Annotated in this window: 24 protein-coding genes and 1 riboswitch; of the genes, 15 read left to right on the top strand and 9 right to left on the bottom strand. The window is 69.9% G+C overall.

Annotation, left to right across the window (positions count from 1 at the left end; translation table 11 throughout):
• Nucleotides 1–318: 318 nt before the first annotated feature.
• From coxB to PV963_RS12465, 4 genes are all read left to right on the top strand, one after another.
• Nucleotides 319–1,284, top strand: a complete 966-nt coding sequence (gene coxB / locus PV963_RS12480) for a cytochrome c oxidase subunit II (protein ID WP_274815711.1) — start codon at nucleotides 319–321, stop codon at nucleotides 1,282–1,284.
• Nucleotides 1,281–3,017 carry a cytochrome c oxidase subunit I gene (gene ctaD / locus PV963_RS12475; protein ID WP_274815710.1) on the top strand — a complete coding sequence of 579 codons (1,737 nt, stop codon included), beginning with the start codon at nucleotides 1,281–1,283 and terminating at the stop codon, nucleotides 3,015–3,017. The genes coxB and ctaD overlap by 4 nt, the downstream gene beginning before the upstream one ends.
• Nucleotides 3,014–3,412, top strand: coding sequence for a cytochrome c oxidase subunit 4 (locus PV963_RS12470; RefSeq protein WP_274815709.1), 399 nt, complete (start codon nucleotides 3,014–3,016; stop codon nucleotides 3,410–3,412). Before ctaD ends, PV963_RS12470 begins: the two co-directional genes overlap by 4 nt.
• A gap of 131 nt (nucleotides 3,413–3,543) precedes the next feature.
• The gene (locus tag PV963_RS12465) at nucleotides 3,544–4,800 is read left to right on the top strand and encodes a L,D-transpeptidase (RefSeq protein ID WP_274815708.1); all 1,257 of its coding nucleotides are present in this window, start codon (nucleotides 3,544–3,546) and stop codon (nucleotides 4,798–4,800) included.
• A gap of 79 nt (nucleotides 4,801–4,879) precedes the next feature.
• On the opposite strand, the gene PV963_RS12460 is transcribed toward PV963_RS12465, so the two are convergent.
• Nucleotides 4,880–5,281, bottom strand: a complete 402-nt coding sequence (locus PV963_RS12460) for a hypothetical protein (RefSeq protein ID WP_274815707.1) — start codon at nucleotides 5,279–5,281, stop codon at nucleotides 4,880–4,882.
• Between the two features lie 144 nt (nucleotides 5,282–5,425).
• Between PV963_RS12460 and PV963_RS12455 the strand changes: the two genes are divergently transcribed.
• The 6 genes from PV963_RS12455 to PV963_RS12430 all read left to right on the top strand — a co-directional run bounded on the left by PV963_RS12455 (nucleotide 5,426) and on the right by PV963_RS12430 (nucleotide 12,523).
• The gene (locus tag PV963_RS12455; protein WP_184982935.1) at nucleotides 5,426–6,046 is read left to right on the top strand and encodes a cytochrome c oxidase subunit 3; all 621 of its coding nucleotides are present in this window, start codon (nucleotides 5,426–5,428) and stop codon (nucleotides 6,044–6,046) included.
• Nucleotides 6,047–6,123: 77 nt separating this feature from the next.
• Nucleotides 6,124–6,936: a c-type cytochrome gene (locus PV963_RS12450; protein WP_274815706.1), complete on the top strand. Its 813-nt coding sequence runs from the start codon at nucleotides 6,124–6,126 to the stop codon at nucleotides 6,934–6,936.
• Nucleotides 6,933–8,015 (top strand): ubiquinol-cytochrome c reductase iron-sulfur subunit, encoded by a 1,083-nt coding sequence (locus PV963_RS12445; protein WP_274815705.1) that lies wholly within the window; start codon nucleotides 6,933–6,935, stop codon nucleotides 8,013–8,015. The genes PV963_RS12450 and PV963_RS12445 overlap by 4 nt, the downstream gene beginning before the upstream one ends.
• Nucleotides 8,012–9,634 (top strand): cytochrome b, encoded by a 1,623-nt coding sequence (locus PV963_RS12440; RefSeq protein WP_274815704.1) that lies wholly within the window; start codon nucleotides 8,012–8,014, stop codon nucleotides 9,632–9,634. Before PV963_RS12445 ends, PV963_RS12440 begins: the two co-directional genes overlap by 4 nt.
• A 131-nt stretch (nucleotides 9,635–9,765) precedes the next feature.
• Nucleotides 9,766–10,830, top strand: a complete 1,065-nt coding sequence (gene trpD / locus PV963_RS12435) for an anthranilate phosphoribosyltransferase (RefSeq protein WP_274815703.1) — start codon at nucleotides 9,766–9,768, stop codon at nucleotides 10,828–10,830.
• A 66-nt stretch (nucleotides 10,831–10,896) separates the two neighbouring features.
• Nucleotides 10,897–11,013, top strand: a riboswitch (SAM riboswitch).
• Nucleotides 11,014–11,158: 145 nt separating this feature from the next.
• Nucleotides 11,159–12,523 carry an aminotransferase class V-fold PLP-dependent enzyme gene (locus PV963_RS12430; protein WP_274815702.1) on the top strand — a complete coding sequence of 455 codons (1,365 nt, stop codon included), beginning with the start codon at nucleotides 11,159–11,161 and terminating at the stop codon, nucleotides 12,521–12,523.
• Here PV963_RS12430 and PV963_RS12425 read toward each other — a convergent pair.
• From PV963_RS12425 to PV963_RS12395, 7 genes are all read right to left on the bottom strand, one after another.
• The gene (locus PV963_RS12425; RefSeq protein ID WP_274815701.1) at nucleotides 12,478–13,689 is read right to left on the bottom strand and encodes a glycerate kinase family protein; all 1,212 of its coding nucleotides are present in this window, start codon (nucleotides 13,687–13,689) and stop codon (nucleotides 12,478–12,480) included. The genes PV963_RS12430 and PV963_RS12425 overlap by 46 nt on opposite strands.
• A gap of 9 nt (nucleotides 13,690–13,698) precedes the next feature.
• Nucleotides 13,699–15,114, bottom strand: a complete 1,416-nt coding sequence (locus tag PV963_RS12420) for an SLC13 family permease (RefSeq protein WP_274815700.1) — start codon at nucleotides 15,112–15,114, stop codon at nucleotides 13,699–13,701.
• 57 nt (nucleotides 15,115–15,171) lie between these two features.
• Nucleotides 15,172–15,837 (bottom strand): response regulator transcription factor, encoded by a 666-nt coding sequence (locus PV963_RS12415; RefSeq protein WP_274815699.1) that lies wholly within the window; start codon nucleotides 15,835–15,837, stop codon nucleotides 15,172–15,174.
• Nucleotides 15,834–17,342 carry a sensor histidine kinase gene (locus tag PV963_RS12410; protein WP_274815698.1) on the bottom strand — a complete coding sequence of 503 codons (1,509 nt, stop codon included), beginning with the start codon at nucleotides 17,340–17,342 and terminating at the stop codon, nucleotides 15,834–15,836. Before PV963_RS12410 ends, PV963_RS12415 begins: the two co-directional genes overlap by 4 nt.
• Nucleotides 17,275–17,598 carry a small secreted hydrophilic protein gene (locus PV963_RS12405; protein WP_274815697.1) on the bottom strand — a complete coding sequence of 108 codons (324 nt, stop codon included), beginning with the start codon at nucleotides 17,596–17,598 and terminating at the stop codon, nucleotides 17,275–17,277. Before PV963_RS12405 ends, PV963_RS12410 begins: the two co-directional genes overlap by 68 nt.
• A 90-nt stretch (nucleotides 17,599–17,688) precedes the next feature.
• A complete protein-coding gene (locus tag PV963_RS12400; protein ID WP_274815696.1) occupies nucleotides 17,689–17,970 on the bottom strand; it encodes an Lrp/AsnC family transcriptional regulator in 282 nt (93 codons plus the stop codon).
• Entirely contained in the window at nucleotides 17,967–18,719 is a 753-nt protein-coding gene (locus PV963_RS12395) for a rhomboid family intramembrane serine protease (RefSeq protein WP_274815695.1), read from the bottom strand. Before PV963_RS12395 ends, PV963_RS12400 begins: the two co-directional genes overlap by 4 nt.
• Before the next feature lie 159 nt (nucleotides 18,720–18,878).
• On the opposite strand from PV963_RS12395, the gene PV963_RS12390 reads away from it, so the two are divergent.
• The 5 genes from PV963_RS12390 to PV963_RS12370 all read left to right on the top strand — a co-directional run bounded on the left by PV963_RS12390 (nucleotide 18,879) and on the right by PV963_RS12370 (nucleotide 24,283).
• Complete coding sequence (locus PV963_RS12390; RefSeq protein WP_020272953.1) at nucleotides 18,879–19,118, top strand: hypothetical protein; 240 nt, start codon at nucleotides 18,879–18,881, stop codon at nucleotides 19,116–19,118.
• Between the two features lie 37 nt (nucleotides 19,119–19,155).
• Nucleotides 19,156–20,505 carry an NYN domain-containing protein gene (locus PV963_RS12385; RefSeq protein WP_274815694.1) on the top strand — a complete coding sequence of 450 codons (1,350 nt, stop codon included), beginning with the start codon at nucleotides 19,156–19,158 and terminating at the stop codon, nucleotides 20,503–20,505.
• 248 nt (nucleotides 20,506–20,753) lie between these two features.
• Complete coding sequence (locus PV963_RS12380) at nucleotides 20,754–21,794, top strand: C40 family peptidase (RefSeq protein WP_274815693.1); 1,041 nt, start codon at nucleotides 20,754–20,756, stop codon at nucleotides 21,792–21,794.
• Nucleotides 21,795–22,051: 257 nt separating this feature from the next.
• Complete coding sequence (locus tag PV963_RS12375; protein ID WP_274815692.1) at nucleotides 22,052–23,065, top strand: NlpC/P60 family protein; 1,014 nt, start codon at nucleotides 22,052–22,054, stop codon at nucleotides 23,063–23,065.
• Between the two features lie 33 nt (nucleotides 23,066–23,098).
• The gene (locus PV963_RS12370) at nucleotides 23,099–24,283 is read left to right on the top strand and encodes a hypothetical protein (protein ID WP_274815691.1); all 1,185 of its coding nucleotides are present in this window, start codon (nucleotides 23,099–23,101) and stop codon (nucleotides 24,281–24,283) included.
• Nucleotides 24,284–24,649: 366 nt separating this feature from the next.
• Here PV963_RS12370 and PV963_RS12365 read toward each other — a convergent pair whose 3' ends face one another.
• Nucleotides 24,650–25,180 (bottom strand): PadR family transcriptional regulator, encoded by a 531-nt coding sequence (locus PV963_RS12365; protein ID WP_274815690.1) that lies wholly within the window; start codon nucleotides 25,178–25,180, stop codon nucleotides 24,650–24,652.
• Nucleotides 25,181–25,185 lie beyond the last annotated feature (5 nt).

Below are 25,185 nucleotides of genomic sequence, written 5' to 3'. Positions count from 1 at the left end.
GCCAACCTAAACCGCATCCAACCCAAGGGGCGCGGGGCTGCGTCCATATGCGGCTCTGCCGCGTGGGCGCGACCAGCCACGAACCACCCGCACCCGCCACACAAGCCGCACCCCCAACCCAATAGGCGACCCACCCACCCCTTCGGGGTGACCGACGGCGCGCGAACGCCCCCCTCCCCGCGAACCCCCGGAGGGCGTCGGCTAGGGTTTGGTCCGCATAAACATCCAAACCCCTGCCCGACGCAGGGCGGCGACCGACCAGCGAGAAGGCCAGGCCGCAGCCGATCCGCGCGGGCGAGACTCTCGGGAAGGCGCTACGTGAGTCCCAACGGCTCCGACCGCTCGCCGCGGCGCCCGATGCGGCGGAAGCTGCTGCAGGCACTGACCGCGGGCCTGGTCTTGGCGACAGCCACCGGTTGCTCGTACAACTGGGAAGACTTCCCCCGCCTTGGTATGCCCACCCCGACCACGGAAGAGGCTCCGCGGATCCTCTCCCTGTGGCAGGGGTCCTGGGCGGCTGCGCTCGCCGTTGGCGTGCTGGTGTGGGGTCTGATCCTGTGGAGTGCTTTCTTCCACCGGCGCAGCCGCACCAAGGTCGAGGTTCCTCCGCAGACCCGGTACAACATGCCCATCGAGGCGCTGTACACAGTGGTCCCGCTCATCATCGTCTCGGTGCTGTTCTACTTCACCGCCCGTGACGAGTCCGAGCTGCTCAGCCTCAAGAAGAAGCCCGACGTCACGGTCAACGTGGTCGGCTTCCAGTGGAGCTGGTGCTTCAACTACATCGAGCCGGTCGCCGGTTCCACCGGTGACGCCAAGAAGTCCCCGGACCTGGACGCGATCCCGGACCGGTTCAAGGACGACTTCCCGGCAGGCGCCGGCGGCGTCTACGACTGTGGCACCCCCGGCACGCGGAACCCGCAGACCAACAACCCGGGTCCGACGCTCTGGCTGCCCAAGGGCAAGACGGTCCGCTTCGTCCTCACCTCGCGTGACGTCATCCACTCCTTCTGGGTGGTGCCGTTCCTGATGAAGCAGGACGTCATCCCGGGCCACACCAACGCCTTCGAGGTGACCCCCAACAAGGAGGGCACCTTCCTGGGCAAGTGCGCCGAGCTCTGCGGCGTCGACCACTCTCGGATGCTGTTCAACGTGAAGGTCGTCTCCCCCGAGCGCTACGAGCAGCACCTCAAGGACCTCGTGGACAAGCAGCAGACCGGTTACGTTCCCGCCGGCATCGCGCAGACGAGCCACGAGAAGAACCGGGAGACGAACAACCTGTGAGCATCCTCAACGAACCCCAGGGTGCCGCGGCAGCAGGGTCCCACTACGAGGACGAGCTGCCGGTCAGGCGCCAGAACCGCGGCAGCGTGGTCATCAAGTGGCTGACGACCACGGATCACAAGACGATCGGCACGCTGTACCTGGCCACGTCGTTCGCGTTCTTCGTCATCGGTGGCGTGATGGCGCTGTTCATGCGCGCCGAGCTCGCCCGGCCTGGTCTGCAGATCATGTCGAACGAGCAGTTCAACCAGGCGTTCACGATGCACGGCACGATCATGCTGCTGATGTTCGCGACGCCGCTGTTCGCCGGCTTCGCGAACTGGATCATGCCGCTGCAGATCGGCGCGCCGGACGTGGCGTTCCCCCGGCTGAACATGTTCGCCTACTGGCTGTACCTGTTCGGCTCGCTCATCGCCGTCGGGGGCTTCCTGACGCCGCAGGGCGCGGCCGACTTCGGCTGGTTCGCCTACAGCCCGCTGTCGGACGCGGTCCGCTCCCCGGGCATCGGCGCCGACATGTGGATCATGGGTCTGGCCTTCTCCGGCTTCGGCACCATCCTCGGCTCGGTCAACTTCATCACCACGATCATCTGCATGCGCGCCCCGGGCATGACGATGTTCCGCATGCCGATCTTCACCTGGAACGTGCTGCTGACCGGTGTCCTGGTCCTGCTGGCCTTCCCGGTCCTGGCCGCGGCGCTGTTCGCCCTGGAGGCGGACCGCAAGTTCGGTGCCCACATCTTCGACTCCGCCAACGGCGGCGCGTTGCTGTGGCAGCACCTCTTCTGGTTCTTCGGCCATCCAGAGGTGTACATCATCGCGCTGCCGTTCTTCGGGATCATCTCCGAGGTCATTCCGGTCTTCTCCCGCAAGCCGATGTTCGGTTACACGGGTCTGATCGGCGCGACCATCGCGATCGCGGGTCTGTCCGTGACGGTGTGGGCGCACCACATGTACGTCACCGGCGGTGTGCTGCTGCCGTTCTTCTCCTTCATGACCTTCCTGATCGCGGTCCCGACCGGTGTGAAGTTCTTCAACTGGATCGGCACCATGTGGAAGGGCTCGCTGTCCTTCGAGACACCGATGCTCTGGGCGACCGGCTTCCTGATCACCTTCACCTTCGGTGGTCTGACCGGTGTCATCCTGGCCTCGCCGCCGATGGACTTCCACGTCTCCGACTCGTACTTCGTGGTGGCCCACTTCCACTACGTCGTCTTCGGCACCGTGGTCTTCGCGATGTTCTCCGGCTTCCACTTCTGGTGGCCGAAGTGGACCGGCAAGATGCTGGACGAGCGCCTCGGCAAGATCACCTTCTGGACGCTGTTCATCGGCTTCCACGGCACGTTCCTGGTCCAGCACTGGCTGGGTGCCGAGGGCATGCCGCGCCGGTACGCGGACTACCTCGCGGCCGACGGCTTCACCGCGCTGAACACGATCTCGACGATCAGCTCGTTCCTGCTCGGCATGTCGATCCTGCCGTTCTTCTACAACGTCTGGAAGACGGCCAAGTACGGCAAGCCGGTCGGCGTCGACGACCCGTGGGGCTACGGCCGCTCCCTGGAGTGGGCGACCTCCTGCCCGCCGCCGCGGCACAACTTCCTCACCATGCCGCGGATCCGCAGTGAATCCCCGGCGTTCGACCTGCACCACCCGGAGATCGCCGCTCTCGACCAGCTCGAGAACGTCGGTCACGGCGAGAAGGCCATCGCTGGTGGCAAGGAGGCCGGCAAGTGAAGATCCAGGGCAAGATGTTCATGTGGCTGAGCGTCTTCGTCCTCGCCATGGCGGTCGTCTATGGCGTGTGGTCGAAGGAGCCGGCCGGTACCACGGCCCTCTTCCTGGCCTTCGGCCTGTGCATCATGATCGGCTTCTACCTCGGCTTCACGGCCAAGCGGGTCGACGTCGGTGCGCAGGACAACAAGGAGGCGGACGTCGCGGACGACGCCGGCGAGGTCGGGTTCTTCAGCCCGCACAGCTGGCAGCCGCTCTCCCTGGCCATCGGTGGCGCCCTCGCCTTCCTGGCGATCGCGATCGGCTGGTGGCTGCTGTACTTCTCGCTGCCGATCATCCTGATCGGCGTCTGGGGCTGGGTCTTCGAGTACTACCGCGGTGAGAACCGCACCCAGTAACACGAGCCGAGCGCTTCAGGAGCCCGGACACTCCGCAAGGAGTGTCCGGGCTCCTGCTTTTGTCGCAATGCGTGTCACTCGTACGAGTCACCCGGCGTGCCGCAGTTGACGCGGCTTCCTAGCGTGAGGCCATGAGCCACACAGCGATCTCCCGCCCCCGCACCGTCGTCAGCTGCACGCTGCTGGTGATAGCCCTCTGCGCGGGCGTCACCGCCTGCGGCTCGGACGGCAACCCCCTCTCCCACCGCCCCTACGACGCGGCGGACCAGATCTCCTTCAACGCCCCCTCACAGGGCCGCAAGAAGGCCGACCCGGACAAGCCCCTGGAAGTGGTCGCCGAGGACTCCGACGGGCGCATCACGGACGTCACGGCCTACGACGCCGCCGGACGCTACGTGGCCGGCGAACTCGCCGCCGACGGCGGCCGCTGGCACAGCACCTCACCGCTCGCCGCCGACGCCGGCTACACGGTCCGTGTGAGCACCGAGAACGAGGACGGGGCGCCCGGCCGCAAGGTCCTCACCTTCGACACCGGCAAGCCCACCACCAAGAAGCGCCTGGACGTCACCTTCGGCCCCAAGGCGGGCACCTACGGCGTCGGCCAGCCCATCACGGCCGAGCTGAGCCGGCCCGTCAAGGACAGGGCTCAGCGGGCCGTCGTCGAACGGGCCCTCAAGGTCTCCTCCATGCCCGCGACGGACGGCGCCTGGCACTGGGTGGACGACAAGAAGCTCCACTACCGCCCCAAGGACTACTGGCCCGCACGGGCCACCATCCAGGTCCGCAGCAACCTGCCGGGCATCAAGATCGGCGACCGGATGTGGGGCGGCAAGGCCAAGCCGCTGACGATCACCACGGGGGACAAGGTCGTCGCCGTCACGGACGTCTCGGCGCACCGGATGACCGTCCACAAGAACGACGAGATCGTCCGGCAGATACCGGTGACCACGGGCAGGCCCGGCTACGACACCCGCAACGGCGTCAAGGTCGTCCTGGCCAAGGAGGGCACCGTCCGCATGACCAGCGCCAGCATCGGCGCCTCGGACTTCTACGACCTGATCGTCCACCACTCCGTGCGGGTCACCAACAGCGGCGAGTACATCCACGCCGCCCCCTGGTCCGTCGGCTCCCAGGGCTACGCCAACGTCAGCCACGGCTGCACCGGCATGAGCACCGAGAACGCCGCGTGGTTCTACGAGAACGTCCGCGAGGGCGACATCGTCAAGGTCATAAACTCCGCCGGCGACACGATGGCCCCCTTCGGCAACGGCTTCGGCGACTGGAACCTCGAGTGGAAGCAGTGGCGCACGGGCAGCGCCCTGACAGCCGGCACCCCCGAGGGCCCCACACCGGCGGACAGGGCCCGCCTGAGGCCGCAGAGCGCCTGAACGCCTTCAGGGGCGCGGGGAACTGCGCGACAAGCCACAGACCACCCGCACCCGCCGACGACGAGGAACCCCCGAGCTCCTAGGCGTTCAAAGCCGCCCTCGACCGCAACAGGGAAGCCAGCGCGGAGGCGAACTCCACCGGCTCCACCGGCAGGGTCACCGCACTCTCAGCCCGACTCCAGGTCGCGAGCCACGCATCCTGCGGCCGCCCGATCAGCAACAACACCGGCGGGCAGTCGAACACCTCGTCCTTGATCTGCCGGCAGAGCCCCATACCCCCCATCGGCACGGCCTCACCGTCCAGCACACAGACGTCGATCCCACCCCGGTCCAGCTCCTTGAGCACCGCACCCGGAGTCGCACATTCCACGAACTCCACCAAGGGAACGTCCGGCGCCGGCCGTCGTCCCGTGGCGAGCCGCACCTGCTCGCGGGTGTTGGAGTCGTCGCTGTAGACCAGCACCGTGGCGGTCGGCTGCATTGTTCCTCCGTGACGTCAGCGTCGTAAGGACAGGCCCGATGGGCGGATGCTACTCCCTTGAACACCACGTCAACACCGGTACGACCGGCTCCAACACTCCGAACGGCACCCCCCGGAGTGAGGGCGGGATAAGCGACCGACATAATGTCGGTCGTGGCGACAGCAACGACAGTAGAAACCGGGCACGCGCACCCGTCGGTCAACCGGCCGAACCTCACCAGCGTCGGAACCATCATCTGGCTGAGTTCCGAGCTGATGTTCTTCGCGGCCCTCTTCGCGATGTACTTCACCCTGCGATCGGTGACGGGTCCCGATCACTGGAAGGAGATGGCGAGCCATCTCAACTTCCCGTTCTCGGCGGCGAACACCACCATCCTGGTGCTCTCCTCGCTCACCTGCCAGCTCGGCGTGTTCGCCGCCGAGCGCGGTGACGTGAAGAAGCTGCGGATGTGGTTCATCGTCACCTTCGTCATGGGTGCGATCTTCATCGGCGGTCAGGTCTTCGAGTACACCGAGCTGGTCAAGGAGGCGGGCCTGTCCCTGTCCTCCGACCCGTACGGCTCGGTCTTCTACCTGACCACCGGCTTCCACGGCCTGCATGTGACGGGCGGTCTCATCGCCTTCCTGCTGGTCCTGGGCCGCACCTACGCGGCCCGGAGGTTCACCCACGAGCAGGCGACCGCCGCGATCGTCGTGTCCTATTACTGGCACTTCGTCGATGTCGTCTGGATCGGCCTCTTCGCCACGATCTACATGATCAAGTAGCGGGACCGCAGCGCGCGCCCGACGAGGCACGCATCCCAGAAGCACCGACGCAGAAGATCCTGACACCGGGGTAATCCGTGAAAAAGCTCTCCGCACGACGACGCCACCCGTTGGCGGCGGTCGTCGTCCTACTCCTCGCGCTGCTCTTCAGCGGGGGGCTGTACGCCGTGTTCGCACCCACGAGCAAGGCTGAGGCCGACGAAACCGCCCAGTCCCTCACCATCGAGGAGGGCAAGAAGCTCTACTCGGTCGGCTGCGCCAGTTGCCACGGCACCGGCGGTCAGGGCACCTCCGACGGGCCGAGCCTGGTGGGTGTGGGCGCCGCGGCCGTGGACTTCCAGGTGGCCACCGGCCGTATGCCGGCCGCCACCTCCCAGGGTCCGCAGGTCCCCAAGAAGAAGAACATCTACAGCCAGGCCGAGATCGACCAGCTCGCGGCCTACATCGCCTCGCTGGGCGCCGGGCCTGCCATCCCGACCGAGGAGCAGTACGGCCCCCAGGGCGCCGACATCGCCAAGGGCGGTGAGCTGTTCCGCACCAACTGCGCGCAGTGCCACAACTTCACCGGCAAGGGGGGTGCGCTGACGCACGGCAAGTACGCGCCGGACCTCGAGGGTGTCGCCCCGAAGCACATCTACGAGGCCATGCAGACCGGCCCGCAGAACATGCCGTCCTTCCCCGACACCACGCTGTCGGAGAAGAACAAGAAGGACATCATCGCGTACCTGGACGCGGTCAACAGCAGCAAGTCCGAGAGCCCCGGCGGTCTCGAGCTCGGCGGCCTCGGGCCGGTCAGCGAGGGCCTGTTCGGATGGATCTTCGGTCTCGGCGGGCTGATCGCCGTCGCCGTGTGGGTCGCCGCCCGGACCGCAAAGGCCAAGAAGTCATGAGTAGCCAAGACATTCCAGAAGAGAACCTGCCTGCCGAGCACTCCGGGCAGTCCGCAGGACATGACGAGCACGGGCACGGAGCGCTGAGCCCCGCGGACGAGAAGAACCCGTTCGCCGACCCGGGCCTGCCCCCCCACGAGCACCGGATCCAGGACGTCGACGAGCGGGCCGCCAAGCGGTCCGAGCGCTCGGTCGCCCTGATGTTCACGGTGTCGATGCTGGCCACCATCGCCTTCATCGCCGCGTTCGTGGCGATCCCGGTCGACAAGTCGGTCTACATCTTCCCGCTCGGCCACATCAGTGCGCTGAACTTCGCGCTGGGCATGACGCTCGGCATCGCGCTGTTCTGCATCGGCGCGGGCGCCGTCCACTGGGCCCGCACCCTGATGTCGGACGTGGAGATCGCCGACGAGCGGCACCCGATCGAGGCGGAGCCCGAGGTCCGCGAGAAGGTCTTCGCGGACTTCAAGCAGGGCGCCAAGGAATCCGCGATCGGCCGCCGCAAGCTGATCCGTACCACCATGTTCGGCGCGCTCACGCTGCTGCCGCTCTCCGGTGTCGTGCTGCTGCGCGACCTCGGCCCGCTGCCCGAGGACAAGCTGCGTCACACGCTCTGGTCCAAGGGCAAGCTGCTCGTCAACATGAACACGAACGAGCCGCTGCGTCCGTCGGACGTCGCGGTCGGCTCGCTGACCTTCGCCAAGCCCGAGGGCCTGGAGGAGCACGACCACGAGTTCCAGAACGAGATCGCCAAGGCCGCCCTGATGATCGTCCGGATCCAGCCGGAGAACATCAAGGACAAGCGCGAGCTCGAGTGGTCGCACGAGGGCATCGTCGCGTACTCGAAGATCTGCACCCACGTCGGTTGCCCGATCTCCCTGTACGAGCAGCAGACGCACCACGTGCTCTGCCCCTGCCACCAGTCCACCTTCGACCTCTCCGACGGTGCCCGAGTGATCTTCGGTCCCGCTGGTCACGCCCTGCCGCAGCTCCGCATCGGCGTGAACGACGAGGGCTACCTCGAGGCGCTCGGCGACTTCGAAGAGCCCGTCGGCCCTGCTTTCTGGGAGCGCGGATGAGCACTGCACAAGAACGCCGCAAGGCACCCGCCGGAGAGCGGGTCGCCGACTGGGCCGACGGCCGCCTCGGGATCTACTCCCTGGCCAAGGCCAACATGCGCAAGATCTTCCCGGACCACTGGTCCTTCATGCTGGGTGAGATCTGCCTCTACAGCTTCATCATCATCATCCTGACGGGTGTGTACCTGACGCTGTTCTTCCACCCGTCGATGAACGAGGTGGAGTACCACGGCAGTTACGTCCCGCTCCAGGGGCAGCTGATGTCGGAGGCGTTCGCCTCCACCCTGGACATCAGCTTCGACGTGCGCGGCGGTCTGCTCATCCGGCAGATCCACCACTGGGCGGCGATCATCTTCCTCGCCGGCATGTTCGTGCACATGATGCGCGTCTTCTTCACCGGCGCGTTCCGCAAGCCGCGCGAGGTCAACTGGCTGTTCGGCTTCCTGCTGTTCGTCCTGGGCATGTTCACCGGTTTCACCGGTTACTCGCTCCCGGACGACCTGCTCTCCGGCACCGGTGTCCGCTTCACCCAGGGCGCGATCCTGTCCGTGCCGATCGTCGGTACCTACATCTCGATGTTCCTGTTCGGCGGGGAGTTCCCGGGTACCGACTTCGTCGCCCGGTTCTACTCGATCCACATCCTGCTGCTGCCGGGCATCATGCTCGGGCTCGTGGTCGGCCACCTGATCCTGGTCGTCTACCACAAGCACACGCAGTACGCGGGTCCCGGCCGGACCAACAAGAACGTCGTCGGCATGCCGCTGCTGCCGGTCTACATGGCCAAGGCCGGGGGCTACTTCTTCCTGGTCTTCGGTGTCATCGCGGCCCTCGCCGGCATCGCGACCGTCAACCCGATCTGGGTCCTGGGCCCCTACCGGCCCGACCAGGTGTCGACGGGTGCACAGCCCGACTGGTACATGGGCTTCGCCGAGGGTCTGGTCCGGGCCATGCCCGGCTGGGAGATCGACTTCTGGGGTCACACGCTCGTCCTGGGCGTGTTCATCCCGCTGGTGCTGTTCGGTCTCTTCCTCGGGATCATCGCCCTCTACCCGTTCATCGAGGCGTGGGTCACCGGGGACAAGCGCGAGCACCACATCCTGGACCGGCCGCGCAACGCCCCGACGCGCACCGCCTTCGGTGTCGCGTGGGTCACCGGCTACATGATCATGCTGATCGGCGGTGGCAACGACATCGTCGCCACCCACTTCCACCTGTCGATCAACGCGGTCACCTGGTTCGTCCGGATCGGGTTCTTCGCCGGGCCGGTCATCGCGTTCATCATCACCAAGCGCATCTGCCTCGGCCTTCAGCGCCGGGACAAGGAGAAGGTGCTGCACGGCCGCGAGTCGGGCATCATCAAGCGCCTGCCGCACGGTGAGTTCATCGAGGTGCACGAGCCGCTCAGCCAGGAGCAGATGTACACGCTCACGGCGCACGAGCAGTACCAGCCGGTCGAGATCGGCCCGACGGTCGACGAGAACGGTGTCGAGCGCAAGGTGAAGGGCTCCGAGAAGCTGCGCGCCAAGCTCAGTGAGTCCTACTACGGCGAGGGAGCCCAGATCCCGAAGCCCACCACCGAGGAGTACCGGGAGATCACCAGCGGCCACGGCCACCACTGATCGCTGCTTCGCCACGCCACGCCAAGGGCCCCGTCCGGTGTTCGGACGGGGCCCTTCGCCGTGCCCCGCGGCTGGATAGGGTGGGACCCACCATTGACGTGTACGACACGTACGACGACCAGGAGCGGCTTATGAGCGCTGTGACCCCCGCTGGAGGCGACACCGCGGCGGGCCGCTCCTGGCCCGCCCTGCTGAACGGCCTGCTGGACGGCCGGCACCTGAGCGCGGACGACACCGCCTGGGCGATGGACCTGATCATGCGCGGCGAGGCGACCGATGCGCAGATCGCGGGCTTCGTGGTGGCCCTGCGCGCCAAGGGCGAGACGGTCGAGGAGATCAACGGCCTCGTCCGGACGATGTACGAGCACGCGAACGTGATCGAGGTGCCCGGGGCGACGGTCGACATCGTCGGCACGGGCGGTGACGGCGCCAAGACGGTCAACATCTCCACGATGTCCTCGATCGTCATCGCCGGCACGGGCGCGAAGGTCGTCAAGCACGGCAACCGGGCCGCGTCCTCGGCGTCCGGTGCCTCCGACGTGCTGGAGAAGCTCGGGGTCAACCTGGAGTTGCCGCTGCACCGGGTCGTGGAGGTCGCCGAGGAGGCCGGGATCACCTTCTGCTTCGCGGTGAAGTTCCACCCGGCGCTGCGTCACGCGGGCGCGGCACGCGGCCAGCTGGGCATCCGCACGGTGTTCAACGCGCTCGGTCCGCTGACCAATCCGGCCCGGGTGCGGGCCCAGGCCGTCGGCGTCGCGGACCCGCGCATGGCGCCGATCGTCGCGGGCGTCTTCGCCGAGCGCGGCAACTCGTCCCTGGTCTTCCGGGGCGACGACGGCCTCGACGAACTGACCACCACTGCTACGTCCCGGGTGTGGATCGTCCGGGACGGCAAGGTGACCGAGGAGTCCTTCGACCCGCGCGACGTGGGCATCGAACTCGTCCCCGTGGAGGCGCTGCGCGGCGCGGACGCCTCCTACAACGCGGAGGTCGCCCGCCGTCTGCTGGACGGCGAGACGGGCCCGGTGCGCGACGCGGTCCTGCTGAACTCGGCGGCGGCCCTGGTGGCCCTGGAGCCGACGGAGGCACCGCTGGCCGAGCAGATCCGTGCCGGCATGGCGAAGGCGGCCGAATCGATCGACTCCGGGGCCGCCAAGCGGACCCTGGAGCGGTGGGTGGCGGCGAGCCACGCGTAGCGCGGGGTGTCCCGCAATCCGGACGCGGGTTGCGGGACCTCGATCATTCTCGTACGTTCCTTTCCAGGTCATGAGTGACAGTCACGAGGCCCCGGCCGACTGTCCGGCAACCCTCCGTCCGTGGCGGGGTGCCCCGGGTGAAGACCAGGCCGTAGTCAGCAAGGTCTACGGCAAGCGCGGACCCCTCGCACACTTTTGAAAAAGTGTGGGGCCAGGGGTCCTGGTCCTCGAGGAGTCTTCCGTGAGCAAGCGAATGCGCTAGGGCCGCAGAGCCCGCCTCCGCACACCCTTTTTCTCTTCACCCCCTGTCTCTCACGGGAGTTCCGCCATGTCCGTCTCCACCGTCGCCGCCCCGTCCGTCTGTGCCCCGCTGCCCGTGCTGGGCCGGGACGTCACCGTCCCGCTCGTCACCGGTGGCGAGGTCACCTACGCCGCGCTCGACTACGCCGCCAGTGCCCCGGCGCTCCAGCGTGTCTGGGACGACGTCGCCGCCTACGCGCCGTACTACGGCAGCGTCCATCGCGGTGCCGGGTACCTGTCCCAGCTGTCGACCGACCTGTTCGAGAACGCCCGCCGGACGGTCGCGGAGTTCCTCGACTGCCGGGACGGTGACCAGGTCGTCTTCACCCGGTCCACCACCGACTCCCTCAACCTGCTCGCCGCCGCGCTCCCGGCCGGCTGCCAGGTCTTCGTCTTCGAGACCGAGCACCACGCCTCCCTGCTGCCCTGGCGCGACGCCCGCGTCACCTGCCTCGACGCCCCGCGCAGCCCCCGCCGGGCCGTCGAGACGCTGGAGCGCGCCCTCGCCGAGCGGGACCCCCACGGGCCGGCCCTGGTCTGCGTCACCGGCGCCTCGAACGTCACCGGCGAGCTGTGGCCCGTACGGGAGCTCGCGGCCGCCGCGCACGCCCACGGCGCCCGGATCGTGCTCGACGCCGCCCAGCTGGCTCCGCACCACCCCGTGTCCGTCAAGGACCTCGACGTCGACTGGGTCGCCTTCTCCGGGCACAAGCTGTACGCGCCCTTCGGCTCCGGCGTCCTGGCCGGGCGGGCCGACTGGCTGCGCGAGGCCGAGCCGTACCTCGCGGGCGGCGGCGCCAGCCGCAAGGTCACCCGGGGCACGGACGGGGGAGTGGACGTGGAGTGGCACGACAGCGCCGCCCGTCACGAGGCCGGATCGCCCAACGTCATCGGCGCCTACGCCGTCGCCTCCGCCTGCAAGGCGCTGACGGAGGCCGGCTTCGACACGCTCGTCGCCCGCGAGCAGTACCTGGTCGCCAAGGTGCGGGAGGGGCTCGCCGACGTCCCTCAGGTGCGGTTCCTGTCCCTGTTCGGGGACGACGCGCCGCGCGTGGGAGTGCTCTCCTTCGTCGTCGAGGGCTGGAACAGCTCCCACTTCGCCGCCGCCCTGTCCGCCGAGTACGGCATCGGCGTACGGGACGGGCTCTTCTGCGCCCACCCGCTGGTGCGCACGCTGCTCGGCAGCGACCCGCAGACGCAGGGCGAGTGCGGCGCACCGGAGGCGGCGCCCGGCGAGAAGTCCCTCAACGCCATCCGCGTGAGCTTCGGCGCGGGCACGCCGGACGAGCACGTGGAGCGGTTCGTGCGGGCCGTGAAGGAGCTCGTGACGGACGGGGCTCAGTGGAACTACCGCACGGAGGACGGGCGTTGCGTGCCGGACACCTCCGCCTGAACGGCCGGTGCGCAGGCCACCGGTAGCCGGGCGCCCAGAACGATCATCCGCAGGGCGCGTTCCGTGGCGTCGGTGAGCAGTTCGCTCGCCCGGAGCAGCGCCTCCGCCAGGGCCATCGGGGCCGGCAGGATGCCGCTGAACGCGTCCACGCCGGGCACCTCGTGCGCGCCCTCGCCGAGCGTGCCCGCCAGGGCCAGCACCGGGCGGCCGTGGAGCTTGGCCCGGCGGGCCACCTCGGCGGGGACCTTGCCGCGCGGCGTCTGGTGGTCCAGGGCGCCCTCGGCGGTGATCACCAGGTCCGCGCCGGCCAGCCGGGCGTCCAGGTCGAGGTGGTCCAGCAGCACGTCGAAGCGGGGGAGGAGACGGGCGCCGAGGGCGGCGAGGCCGGCGCCCAGGCCGCCGGAGGCCCCGGTTCCGGGACCGTACCGGAGATTGCTGTCCGGGACGGCGACATCGCGGGTGAGGACGAAGGCCCAGTTCTCCAGCCCGGCCGACAGCTGCTCCACCTGCTCGGGCGTCGCGCCCTTCTGCGGGCCGAAGACCCGGGCCACACCCCGCTCTCCGCACAGCACGTTGTACGGGTTGCAGGCGACGAGCAGCTCCACGTCCGCCAGGCGGGTGTCCAGGCCCCGCGGGTCGATGCGGTGCAGCCGCGTCAGCTCCCGCCCTCCGACCGGGAGTTCCTCGCCCTGCTCGTCCAGCAGCCGGGCCCCGAGCGCCTGGAGCGCGCCCGCGCCGCCGTCGGAGGTGCCCGAGTCGCCGCAGCCGACGAGGATCCGCCGGACGCCCGAGTCGAGTGCGGCCCGGATCAGTTCGCCGACGCCGTAGGTGGTGGTGGCGCCCGGGTCCCGCAGGTCGCGCGGGACCAGGGAGAGGCCCGCGACCGCCGCCATCTCCACCACCGCCGTCTCCCCGGAGCCCAGCAGGGCGAAGTGGGAGCCGACGGTCTCGCCGATCGGACCGGTGGCGGGCACGGGGACGAGCCTGCCCCCGGTCGCCGCGGCCAGGGCGAGGGCCGTGCCCTCGCCGCCGTCCACCAGCGGGACGAGGTCGAGCTCGGCGTCGGGCAGGACCCGGCGTACGCCGGCCGCGATGGCGTCGGCGGCGGCCTCCGCGGACAGGGACTCCTTGAAACCACTGGGGGCTACGACGACACGGTTCAGCATGAGGGCTCCTTAGCGGGTGACGGAGACGCCGAGCAGTGGCCAGATTGCGACGGCGAAGAGCAGGACGAGCGCGGCGGTCAGCGGGGCCAGGAAGGCGGACAGCCGCAGCAGGTCGCGCGGGGCGTAGGTGGGGGTGCCGGGGATCTGCGCGAAGAGCGTGACCGGCTTGGCCGAGGCGGGCAGCGTGTGGCAGAAGCCCGCGGCGGCGGTGGAGGCGAGCGCGGCGGCGACCGGGTTGACGCCGACGCCGACGGAGGCGGCCACGACCAGCGGGACCAGGACCGAGGAGCGGGCGGAGCGGGACTGCAGGACCAGGTGGGCCGCCGTGCTGACGACGATCACCATCGCCAGGAACACCATCGGGGGCTCGTTCGCCGGCAGGCCGGAGACCAGCCACTTCGCCGCTCCCGAGTCGGCGAGCGCGACGCCCATCGCCATCGTCGCCGCCATGAACAACAGCAGCGACCAGGGGACGGTCTTCAGCGCGTCCTTCAGGCGTACGGTGCCGAGTGCGGGCGAGGCGGCCACGACCGCGCCGATCAGTGCCACGATCGCGGGCGGCAGGTGGTGCAGCGGCTCGCTGCACCACAGCAGCACGACCGTGGCGAGCAGCAGGGCGCAACGCTTCTCGGCCTGCGTCCACGGGCCGGTGACCGCCTGTTCGCTGTGCTCCTGGATCTGCTGGGCACTGATGTGTACGGGGCCGCGCCGGTCCTCGCGTCGCGTCATCGTCAGCAGCACCAGCTCGGCGGCCAGGTGGGACGACACCACGGCCAGCGGAAGGCCCAGCAGCAGCCACTCCGTGAAGCCGATGTGCTGCCCGGTCGCCTCGAACAGCACCGACACGGTGATCAGATGCGCGCCGGCACCGATCAAAGTCCCTACTGCCGACAGGAGAATCACGGTCGGGAACAGCAGCGCCAGCATCACGACCAGTCGCTTACGGTCGGCGAGGACCTTGGCGAGGGCCAGGAACACCGGCAGCGCCAGCGCGGCCCGCCCGGAGGTGGCCGGCACCGCGAACGCCGTGACGACCAGGGCCGCCGTCGTCAGGTGCACGAGTTGCCGCACGGTGCGGGCTCCGCTGACGAGGAAGACCGCCGCACGGCCGGCGAGCCCGGTCCGCGACACCGCCGCCGCCAGGACGAACGCGCAGATCAGCAGCCACACGGTGGCGTCGCCGAGAGTGCCGAACAGGGTGTCGTTGCTGATCACACCGGTCACCGTGAGCGCCAGCGCGGCGCCCAGCGCGATGTACGTGTCGTCTATCGACGTTCCGATCCACGCACAGGTCGCCAGGACGAACACGGCGAGGGTGAAGCGGGCGTCACCGCCGAGTCCCGGGAAGTTCCCCGGGACGGCCAGCAGAGCGCACAGCGACAGTGCCACGCACAGGGCAGTGAGAGCTCGTAGGTTCCATGTCACGTCATCGAGGGTTCATCCGGGCGGTGAGCCGTCGATGAGCCGAAGATGAAAGGAACTTCACCCGGCGGGAAGCCGGTACCCCATCCCGCGCACGGTCTCCACCCGCTCCGCGCCGAGCTTCTTGCGCAGTGTGCGGACATAGACGTCCACGATGTTGGAACCGGGGTCGAAGTCGTAGCCCCACACGTGGGAGAGGATCTGCTCGCGGGACAGCACCTGCCCCGGGTGCCGCAGGAACAGCTCCAGCAGGACGAACTCACGGGCCGTCAGGTCGACGGTCTGCTCCCCGGACCTGGCGCGCCGGGTGCGCAGGTCCAGGCTCAGCGAACCGGCCCTGAGCACGGTCACCTCCGGCGCCCGGGCCGCCGTACGCAGCCTGAGGCGGACCCGGGCGAGCAGTTCCTCGAAGCGGAACGGCTTGGTCATCCAGTCGTCGGCGCCGCCTTCCAGGCCGGCCACCGCGTCCCGTACGGAGTCGCGTGCGGTCAGCACGATCACCGGGGTGGTCACCCGTGCCTCGCGCAGTTCGCGCAGGATCGTGAAGCCGTCGCGGCCGGGCAGGTTGATGTCCAGGACGACGAGGTCGAAGCCGCCGGTCAGGGCGTACTCGTAGCCGGCGTCGCCGTCGGTGACGACGGTCGTGGTGAATCCGTTCGAGCGCAGGCCCTTCTCGACGAAGGAGGCGATGCGCTCCTCGTCCTCGACGATGAGGATGCGGTTCACGTGTGATGGCCTTCCGGTGCCTGTGATGCGTGCAGAACGAGGGTGAAGGTGGCGCCGCCGCCGGGGGTGTCGGACAGCCGGACGTGGCCGTGGTGCCCCTCGGCGATGGCCTTGACGATGGCCAGCCCGAGTCCGGCGCCGGAGCCGCGTGCGCCTCGCCGGGCGGTGCCTCGCCGGAAGCGTTCGAAGATGACCTCGGTGTCCTGCGGCTGGACACCGGTGCCCGAGTCGGCGACGTACAGCTCGATGTGCGGGCCGGCGGTCCGGGAGCCGATGCGGACGGTCTGGCCGGGCATGGTGTGCTGCACGGCGTTCAGCGCGAGCTGCACCATGGCCTGGGTGATCCGCTGGAAGTCCAGTTCGGTCTCCACGTCGGCGACCTCGGCCAGCCGCCAGTCGCGCTCGCCCAGGGTGCGGGCCTTGACGAAGACGTCGGCGGTGAGTTCGGCCACCTGAGCCGGCTCGGGGACGACGAAGTCGGGACGTTCGGTCTTGGCCAGGACCAGCAGGTCCTCGACGATGCGGCTCATCCGGTCGAGTTCGTCGGTGACCAGCCGGACCGTCTCCTCGCGTTCGGCCGGGTCGTCGCCCATGACCTCCAGATGACCCCGGACGATGGTGATCGGGGTGCGCAGCTCGTGGCCCGCGTCGTCGACGAACTCGCGCTGCGCGGCGAAGGCCCGGTCCAGACGGTCGAGCATGCCGTTGAAGGTCTCGGCGAGAGCCGCTATGTCGTCGTTGCCGTGCACCGGGATCCTGCGGGTGAGGTCCTGCTCGGTGATCTGCGCAGCCGCGGTGCGCACCAGCCGCACCGGCCTGAGGATGCGTCCGGCGACCACCCAGGCGATGCCGGTGGTGAGCAGCAGGGCGACGCCGGAGATGATCAGCAGGGTGCGGAACACCTCGTTCACCCGCTGCCGCTCGGGCTCCGGGTGGATGGCCACGACGAACGCGGCGTCCGGCTCCGCACCCGCCCGGGCCACCGTGACCTTGGCCCACCGGATCTCGCCCTGCGGCCGCCGCACGGTGCCGGAGGACTCCGGCGAGTCGAAGATGCGGCGTCTGGCGTCGGCGTCCCGGTGGAGGGGCAGGCCCGCGCGGATGGTGCCCTGCTGCCGGATCTGGCCCAGGTCACCGTCCGGCCTGCGGACCAGACCGATCAGTTCCTCGTCGGCGTCGGGGTTCTGCTGCTGGAGGAAGACCGTCAGCAGGCGGGGCGCGGTGGTGAACGGACGGTTTGTCTCGGGGTCCCTGCCCCGCTCCTCGAAGCCGGCGAACTCGTCGGCCTCCTGAGTGAGCAGACGGTTGATCCGGTTGTCGACGTCCCGCATCAGGAACGAGCGGGTGGTCGTGGTCACCTCGATCAGCGCTACCGCCATGACGAGCAGCAACCACAGCAGGATGCGGACCCGGGCGGTGATCCGCCGACGGGCCGGGTCAGTTGGTGTCGTCGCGTCCGTCGTCGGGCCCGTCGTCTCCGGCGCCCTGACCGTGGTCGTCGTCATCGTCATCCATCGTGGGGCTGTCGGTCACCGGCTGCCGCGGCACGACCTCGTCGTCCGGAGAGGGATCGGGTGTGGGCTTGGGGCTGGGCTTGGGGGTGGGGGTGGGTGCGGGCTTGGGGGAGTCGCTGTCCAGCACCACCTTTGAGGGGACCTTCGGTGACTCCGGGCGGTCCGAGAGCGCGAAACTGGTCGCGGCGATACCCAGCGGGATCAGAACGACGGCGGACAGGGCCGCCATACGACGAGTGAAAGCCATGTGCCCGATCATTCGCCGGGAACACGGTGAGAAGGATGAGGGCCGGATGAAGAACTCTTCATCCGGGAGCTCCTCATCCGGGAGCGGTCCTCAGTTGTCCAGCCCGATGGAGAACGCCGCCTCCAGGTCGTGCTGCGAGTACGTACGGAACGCCACGTGCGTGTCGGTCCCCTCCACGCCGGGGATCTTGCTGATCCGGCCGGGGATGACCTCCGCCAGGTCCTCGTGCTCCTTCACCCGGACCATCGCGATGAGGTCGTAGGTGCCGGTGACGGAGAAGACCTCGCTGACGTTGTCCAGCGCGGCGATCGACTCCGCGATCTCGGGGATCCGGTCCACGCTGGTCTTGATGAGGACGATCGCGGTGATCACGGCTGGTTCTCTCCCTCGGGGGCCGGAGCAGGGGCGGCCTTCACTCTAGTAGGGCTGGTGGGACGGCCGTAGCGGACCGACGCATAGCCGAAGCCGAGCCCGAATCCGATCAGGTGGGCGAGGTAGGCCACGCCCGGTCCGTCCGAGGCCCGCCCCGCCGCCAGCCACTGCAGCGCCGCCCAGAACGGCAGCACGATCCAGGCCGGGAAGCGCACCGGCAGGAAGAAGAGGAACGGCAGGAGACTGGTCACCCTGGCCCGGGGGAACAGGAACAGGAAGGCACCGAGGACCGCCGAGATCGCACCCGAGGCACCGACCAGGGACTGCTCGGAGTCCGCGTTGGCGGCGGCGTAGCCCAGCAGGGCCAGATAGCCGCAGCCGACATAGAACAGGGTGAACCGCACCCGGCCCATCCGTTCCTCGGTCATCGCCCCGAAGACGTAGAGGAAGAGCATGTTGCCGAGCAGGTGCACCCAGCTGCCGTGGACGAAGAGGGCCGTCGCGGGGGTGAGGGCCGATCCGGCGGACCCCTCGAACAGGTCTGCGGGGATCACGCCCCAGTGCCGGAAATAGGCGCGTTGCGCGGCGAGCAGGTCGTCGCCCGTGCCGTACGCCGGACTGAGGCCCGAGGCGGGTCCGGCCAGGAAGACCGCGCAGCACAGAGCGATCAGTGAGTACGTCACCGGCGCCGACGACCCCCGGACCGATCTGCCGGCCCGGACGATCGACGCACTCCACTTGCTGATCATGGGCACAGAGCATGACGTAACCGGACGCAACCGCACAGACCGCCTCGCCGCCGTGGACGCGCGGGCGACGAGGACCTGCCAGGCCGTAGGGTTACGAGCCACACGCACCGGGGATGCCGGTGGCGTCACGGACACTAGAAGGAAAGAGAACAGGCCACGATGACGGTTCCCCTGCCGACCGCCTCGACGCGGTGGCGCTGCGCCCTCTGCGGCAACCTCACGAGGTTCGACGTGACCCGCTCGTCGAAGGTCGTCGAGTACGTCCACCTCGACCTGGCCGGAGAGCCGAAGGTCGAGGAGCGCGAGGTGCTCAGTGAGACCATCGAGTCGGTGCGCTGCCGCTGGTGCAACGCGGTGGACCAGGTGGAACTCGTGGACAGGCCGGGTGCCGGCTCCTGAGGGGAGCGGGCCCCGCACAGGCATAGGGGTGTGACGGATGGTGGAGACCACGGGCGGGGGGCCGGGCGACGGCGCCGCCGAGGTGCTCGACCGTCCGCTGCCCGACGGCGTGCGCCGCAGGGTCGTCCAGATCGTCTCCGACGGCTTTGGTTCGCTGACGGTCGGCGAGCTGCCCGCGCAGCTCAGGCAGTACGCCCGGTTCGCCCCGAACCGCCGGGCCAAGTTCGCCGGCAATGCCATGGCCGCGGCGCTGGAGACCGACCCGCTGTTCCGGCAGCGCATCGGGGAGAAGCTCAGAGAGGCCCAGCCGGAACTGACCGGCGCCCTCGACTCAGGCTCCCCGCCCCCGGCCGCGGACCCGCTCGACGTGGCGGCCGCGGCCTACGTACTGCGGCCGCCCGGCTGGGTGAAGCTCGTGACCGCCGCCGGCGAGGAGGCCCAGCGGGCCGACGCCGAGCGGGCCGACGAGGAGAACCGGGCCGAGCTGGAACGGCTGCGCGCCGAGCTGGCCCGCGCCCGTGACCACACCAGGGCCGAGACGGAGCGGCTGCGCACGGAGCTGGAATCGGCCAAGAAGGAAGCCGAGTCGCTGCACCGCAAGCTCCGCGCCGCCGTCAGCGACGTCAAGCGCGGCGAGGCCGCCCTGCGCAAGGCGCACGGCGAGATCGAGGCCGTCCGCGCCGAGGGGCAGGCCCAGGTGTCCGCCGCCGAGAGCGAGACCCGGCGGCTCAAGGCCCGGCTGGGCGAGACCGAGGCCGCCCTGGAGGCGGCCCGCCGGGCGGCGCGCGAGGGCCGCAGCGTGGAGGACATGCGGGTACGGCTGCTGCTGGACACCCTGCTGGACGCCACCCAGGGGCTCCGCCGCGAACTGGCCCTGCCGCCGGTGTCGGTGCGGCCCGCCGAGACCGTGGACGCCGTCGAGCCGGGCCGGATGAGCCCCAAGGACATCGCCGCCCGCGCCCTGTCCGAGAACGACCCGCAGGTCCTCGACCAGCTGCTGGCGCTGCCGCAGGCCCATCTGGTCGTCGACGGCTACAACGTCACCAAGACCGGCTATCCGCAGATGCCGCTGGAGAAGCAGCGCCTGAGGCTGCTGGGGCAGCTCTCGCAACTGGCGGCGCAGAGCGGCGCCGAGGTGACGTGCGTCTTCGACGGGGCCGAACTGGCCGCGCCGGTACTGCTCGCGCCACCGCGCGGGGTACGGGTGCTGTTCTCGAAGCCGGGCGTCACCGCCGACGAGCTGATCCGCCAGCTGGTGCGCGCCGAACCGCCCGGCCGGCCCGTCATCGTGGCCTCCACCGACCGCGAGGTCGCCGACGGCGTGGCCCGCGCGGGCGCCCGCCCCGTGGCCTCGGCGATGCTGCTGAAGCGCCTTTCGCGAGCTTAGGAACCGTACGGGCGATGCGTAACGTCCGGGCTTCATGCCCGAATTGATGAGACATGTGTGCCACGTTGAGTCAAGCGTGCCTCACGGCCTGTGAGTCGAGGGGAAAAGTTGGCCTACCGTGACGCGATTTTTCATCTGAGGATTTGAACTGATCACAGGAAGGTCACTAGGGTCAGGCCCCGAACCTCCGCTCGGGTGATCGCTCACTGGGAGCGACGGCGGAGGGGCCGAGAAGGAGCTTGTCACCCGTGGCGTCCCACCGTCGTCCCAAGCAGCCGAGCCGCACACGTGTGACCGTGTTGACCACAGCCGCTGCCGCTGCCGTCGCCTTCAGCTCGCAGGCCGCCAACGCCGCCCCCAGCGAGAAGCCGAGCAAGGACGAGGTCAAGGCCAAGGTCGACAAGCTCTACGAAGAGGCGGAGCAGGCCACCGAGAAGTACAACGGGGCCAAGGAGAAGCAGGAGAAGCTCCAGAAGGAGATCTCCACCATCCAGGACAACGTCGCCCGCGGCCAGGAGGAGCTCAACGAGCTGCGCGACAGCCTGGGCCTCGCGGCCGCGTCGCAGTACCGGACCGGCTCCATCGACCCCTCCGTGCAGCTCTTCCTCTCCGCGAACCCGGACGACTACCTCGACAAGGCCTCCACGCTCGACCAGTTGAGCAGCCAGCAGGTCGAGGCGCTGAAGAAGGTCCAGGAGAAGCAGCGCGAACTCGCCCAGGAGCGCGCCGAGGCCTCCGAGAAGCTCAAGGACCTCGCCTCCACCCGCACCGAACTCGGCAAGAAGAAGAAGGAAGTCCAGGGCAAGCTCGCCTCCGCGCAGAAGCTGCTCAACAGCCTCACCGCAGCCGAGAAGGCGGCACTCGCCGCCGAGCAGAGCCGCGCCAGCCGGACCAGCGAGCGCGACGCCCTCACCGGCAACGTCCCGCCCAGCTCGGGCCGGGCCGCCGCGGCCTACGCCTTCGCCCAGAGCCAGCTCGGCAAGCCATACGTCTACGGCGCCACCGGCATGAGCTCCTACGACTGCTCCGGCCTCACCTCCCGGGCCTACGCCGCCGCCGGCGTGCAGATCCCGCGTACCTCCGAGGCGCAGTCCCAGATCGGCACCAAGATCTACTCGGTCAGCCAGCTCAAGGTCGGCGACCTGGTCTTCTTCTTCAACGACCTGCACCACGTCGGCCTCTACGCCGGCAACGGGCAGATCATCCACGCCCCGCGCACCGGCACGGTCGTCCGCTACGAGTCGATGGACACCATCGGCGGCCCCTTCATGTTCGGCGTCCGCGTCTGACGTCCCGGACTCCCGCACTCCGCACGACGGCCCCGACCGGCCCTCGGCGTCTTCAAGATCGGGACACCGTGTCCGCCATCCGGGCGAATCGCGACCGCCTCGACTGAGCCCTCGCCCCGCCAGTGACCTGCGTCAGTGGCGGGGCGTCGTGTCGCATACCCACGGAAATACCCACGGATGGTCGTTGGCGGCCCAGCGTCACGGGGCTACTGTCTGCCGCGTTTCCTAGTCCGTCAGCGGAAGGAGAGCGGCTTCCCGTGGGGTCCCAACGCCGCCTTGCACCGTCCGGGTTCGACCGGGGCGCCAGTGCCGCGGTCAGCTTCCTCTCCGTCGCGGCCGCCGCCCTGGGCGCGGTACCGGCCGCGGCCGCACCGTACGACGACAGCCGAGCCAAGGTGGACCGCCTCTACGAGCAGGCCGAGAAGGCGACCGAGGCCTACAACAAGGCCGACGAGCGCGCCGACGAGCTGCGTGAGGAGGTCGGCACCGCCCGGGACCGGATCGCCCGGCAGCAGCAGCGCATCAACTCCATGCGGGAGTCGTTCGGTTCGCTCGCCGGCGCCCAGTACCGGTCGGGCGGCATCGACCCGTCCCTCGCTCTGCTGTTCTCCGACGACCCGGACGACTACCTCGACAGGGCATCCCGGCTGTACCGCATCACGGCCCACCAGGCCGGTGAGCTGAAGGAGCTTCAGGAGGCCATGCGCGAACTCGCCCAGGACCGCGAGGAGGCCGCGGGCAAGCTCCGTGAACTGGAGAAGAGCCGCAAGGCCGTCGCCGCCCACAAGAAGACCGTCGAGCGGAAGCTCGCCACGGCCCGCCGGCTGCTCGGCTCCCTCCCGTACGACGAGCGCGACGCCTACGACCGTGCATCCCGCTCCGGCCGCGACGGCATCCCCGACCTCGGCAGCGCCACCGCCGCCTCGGGACGCGGGGCCGCCGCCGTCGCCGCCGCCCGCAGCGCGCTCGGCAAGCCCTACATCTGGGGCGCCAACGGCCCCTCCGGCTTCGACTGTTCGGGCCTGATGCAGTGGTCGTACGCGCAGGCCGGGGTCTCCCTGCCGCGCACCTCGCAGGCCCAGCGGTACGCCGGCCGGCAGGTCCCGCTGTCCCAGGCGCGCCCCGGTGACCTGGTCCTCTACCGGTCCGACGCCAGCCATGTCGGGATGTACGCGGGCAACGGCCAGGTCATCCACGCGCCCTACCCCGGCGCGCCCGTGCGCTACGACCCGGTCGGGATGATGCCGGTCTCGTCGGTCACCAGGGTCTGACCGGCGCGGCCCGTCGCCCGTACGATCGGGAACGTGGCTGGTCGAAGGTCGGGGTCCCCGGTGGTGGCGCTCGTCGTGCTGCTCGTCTTCCTGACCGGATGCGGGGGCCGGTCCGCCGCCGACAGCGCCACGGCCGACGTCCAGCGGCTCCTCGACCGGCGGGCCGCAGCGGTCCTCGACCACGACGAGCGGGCCTACGCGCGCACCGGCACGGGGGCGGATTTCGCCCAGGTACGCGCGCTGCCCCTGGCCGACTGGTCGTACCGCGTGACCGGCCTGCACCGCACCGGCGACACGGCCACCGCCGACGCCGAACTGCGCTACCGCGTCGCGGGGTACGACCGGGCACCGGTGACCGCCGGCCGCACTCTGCGGCTCAGCCGCGACGCGGACGGGCAGTGGTCCGTCGACGCCGACCGGCCCGCGAGGAAGTCCGCCCAGCAACTCTGGGACCAGGGGACCGTACAGGTCGTCCGGGGCGAGCGCAGCCTGGTCCTCGGCGTCGGGCAGTCCGGCCGGTCGCTGCGCGGCTTCGCGGAACTGGCCGACCGTGCGGTGCCCGCCGTCTCGGAGGCGTGGGGCACGGACTGGGGTCGGCGCGTGGTTCTGCTCGTACCGAAGTCACTGGAGGCGATGGCGGGGCTGCTCGGCTCGCCGGCCTCCTCCTACCGCGGGATCGCGGCGGTCACCACCGGTGAGACGGGCGCGCCGGCACAGGCGCCCGCGGACCGCGTCATCGTCAATCCGGACGCGTTCGCCCTCCTCGGCACCGTCGGCGAGCAGGTCGTCGTCACCCACGAGACCACCCATGTCGCCACCCGCGCCCACACCACCCCCGCCACCCCGCTCTGGCTGTCCGAGGGCTACGCCGACTGGGTCGGCTACCGGGCCGCCGGCCGCACACCGCCCGAGGCGGCGCCCGAACTGTCCCGCGCGGTGACCCAGGGCCAGATCCCGTCCGCCCTCCCGGACGACGAGGACTTCGGCTTCACCGGCGACGCGAGCCGTCTGGCCCGGGCCTACGAGGGCGGCTGGACGGCGTGCCGGTTGATCGCCGACCGCTGGGGCGAGGCCCGGCTGGGCGAGTTCTACCGGGCCGTCGGGGAGCACCGGAAGCGGGCCGGGGCGGTGGAGCAGGCCATGCGCGAGGTGCTGGGGACGACGCCGGAGGCCTTCACGCAGGAGTGGCGGGACTATCTGAGGGTTCAACTGGGCTGATACGGGCTGATCGGGCTGATCGGGCTGATCGGGCCGGGTGGGGCGGCCGATGGGTCCATTCGGCTGACGGTGCCGTGGCCGGCCGGACCGCCGTGGGCCCGGCTCGGCTGATCGGGGCTGGCCGGCCCCGGTCGCCGTGGGTCCGGCTTGGGGGGGGCGGGATGTGGTGGTGCGGGAGTGGCGTGGGTCTGGCTCGGGTGGGCGGGTGTGGCGGGGCCGGAGCGTCGTGGGTCCGGCTCGGGCGGTCGGGGTGTGGCGGGGCCGCGTCGCGGTAGTCCGGGTCGTCTGGTCGGAGCGTGGCGGCCCCGGTGGTCGGAGGACCGGCTCGGCTGATCTGGCTCTGGCCGGTCCTGACCGCCCGGGGTCTCAACCGGGCTGTTCGAGCAGCGCGATGGCCTCCCGCAGCCAGGCCCGTTCCGCCTCGCCCGTCGCGCGGGCGACCCTGAGCATGCCCTGGCGGAACAGGTCGTCCGCCTCCTCGGCGCGAACCGGCTTGCCGGACTCGTAGAAGAAGCTCGTCGGGGTCTGAAGGAAGTCCAGCCGGCGGCGCAGCACCGCGGCCTGCTCGTGCCGGTCGGGCAGGTGGCGCAGGAACGCCAGGACCGTGTTGAAGCGGACGTGGTCGGTGATCTCGGTCTGCTTCGGACGGCGCAGTCGCTCCAGCAGTTCCTCGCGGCCCTTGTCGGTGAGGGCGAGGATCCGGCGCGGGGCCGCGCTCGCGCCCGGCTCGGTGCGCTGGTCGAGCAGGCCCGCCCCGACCAGGCGGGTGATCGCCGGGTAGAGCGCGCCGTCGCTGACCGGCCGGACATGGCCGGTCAGCGCCTTGATCCGCTCCTTGAGCTCATAGCCGTGCAGCGGCTCCTCGGCCAGGAAGCCCAGGATCGACAGCTCCAGCATGGTCC

The organism is Streptomyces coeruleorubidus (genome assembly GCF_028885415.1).
In the GTDB taxonomy this organism is placed as follows: Bacteria; Actinomycetota; Actinomycetes; order Streptomycetales; family Streptomycetaceae; genus Streptomyces; species Streptomyces coeruleorubidus_A.
The sequence above is the reverse complement of the archived record's forward strand: the minus strand, read 5'-3'. Positions and strand labels throughout refer to the sequence as shown.

Excerpts from the sequence above, each read along its gene's own strand:
- PV963_RS12445 (WP_274815705.1), top strand. The coding sequence starts at position 6,933 with ATGAGTAGCCAAGACATTCCAGAAGAGAACCTGCCTGCCGAGCACTCC.
- PV963_RS12460 (WP_274815707.1), bottom strand. The coding sequence starts at position 5,281 with ATGCAGCCGACCGCCACGGTGCTGGTCTACAGCGACGACTCCAACACC.
- PV963_RS12390 (WP_020272953.1), top strand. The coding sequence starts at position 18,879 with ATGACGGTTCCCCTGCCGACCGCCTCGACGCGGTGGCGCTGCGCCCTC.
- PV963_RS12410 (WP_274815698.1), bottom strand. The coding sequence starts at position 17,342 with ATGACGACGACCACGGTCAGGGCGCCGGAGACGACGGGCCCGACGACG.
- PV963_RS12385 (WP_274815694.1), top strand. The coding sequence starts at position 19,156 with ATGGTGGAGACCACGGGCGGGGGGCCGGGCGACGGCGCCGCCGAGGTG.
- PV963_RS12440 (WP_274815704.1), top strand. The coding sequence starts at position 8,012 with ATGAGCACTGCACAAGAACGCCGCAAGGCACCCGCCGGAGAGCGGGTC.
- PV963_RS12395 (WP_274815695.1), bottom strand. The coding sequence starts at position 18,719 with ATGATCAGCAAGTGGAGTGCGTCGATCGTCCGGGCCGGCAGATCGGTC.
- trpD (WP_274815703.1), top strand. The coding sequence starts at position 9,766 with ATGAGCGCTGTGACCCCCGCTGGAGGCGACACCGCGGCGGGCCGCTCC.
- PV963_RS12465 (WP_274815708.1), top strand. The coding sequence starts at position 3,544 with ATGAGCCACACAGCGATCTCCCGCCCCCGCACCGTCGTCAGCTGCACG.
- PV963_RS12455 (WP_184982935.1), top strand. The coding sequence starts at position 5,426 with ATGTCGGTCGTGGCGACAGCAACGACAGTAGAAACCGGGCACGCGCAC.
- PV963_RS12425 (WP_274815701.1), bottom strand. The coding sequence starts at position 13,689 with ATGCTGAACCGTGTCGTCGTAGCCCCCAGTGGTTTCAAGGAGTCCCTG.
- PV963_RS12365 (WP_274815690.1), bottom strand. The coding sequence starts at position 25,180 with ATGCTGGAGCTGTCGATCCTGGGCTTCCTGGCCGAGGAGCCGCTGCAC.
- PV963_RS12430 (WP_274815702.1), top strand. The coding sequence starts at position 11,159 with ATGTCCGTCTCCACCGTCGCCGCCCCGTCCGTCTGTGCCCCGCTGCCC.
- PV963_RS12405 (WP_274815697.1), bottom strand. The coding sequence starts at position 17,598 with ATGGCTTTCACTCGTCGTATGGCGGCCCTGTCCGCCGTCGTTCTGATC.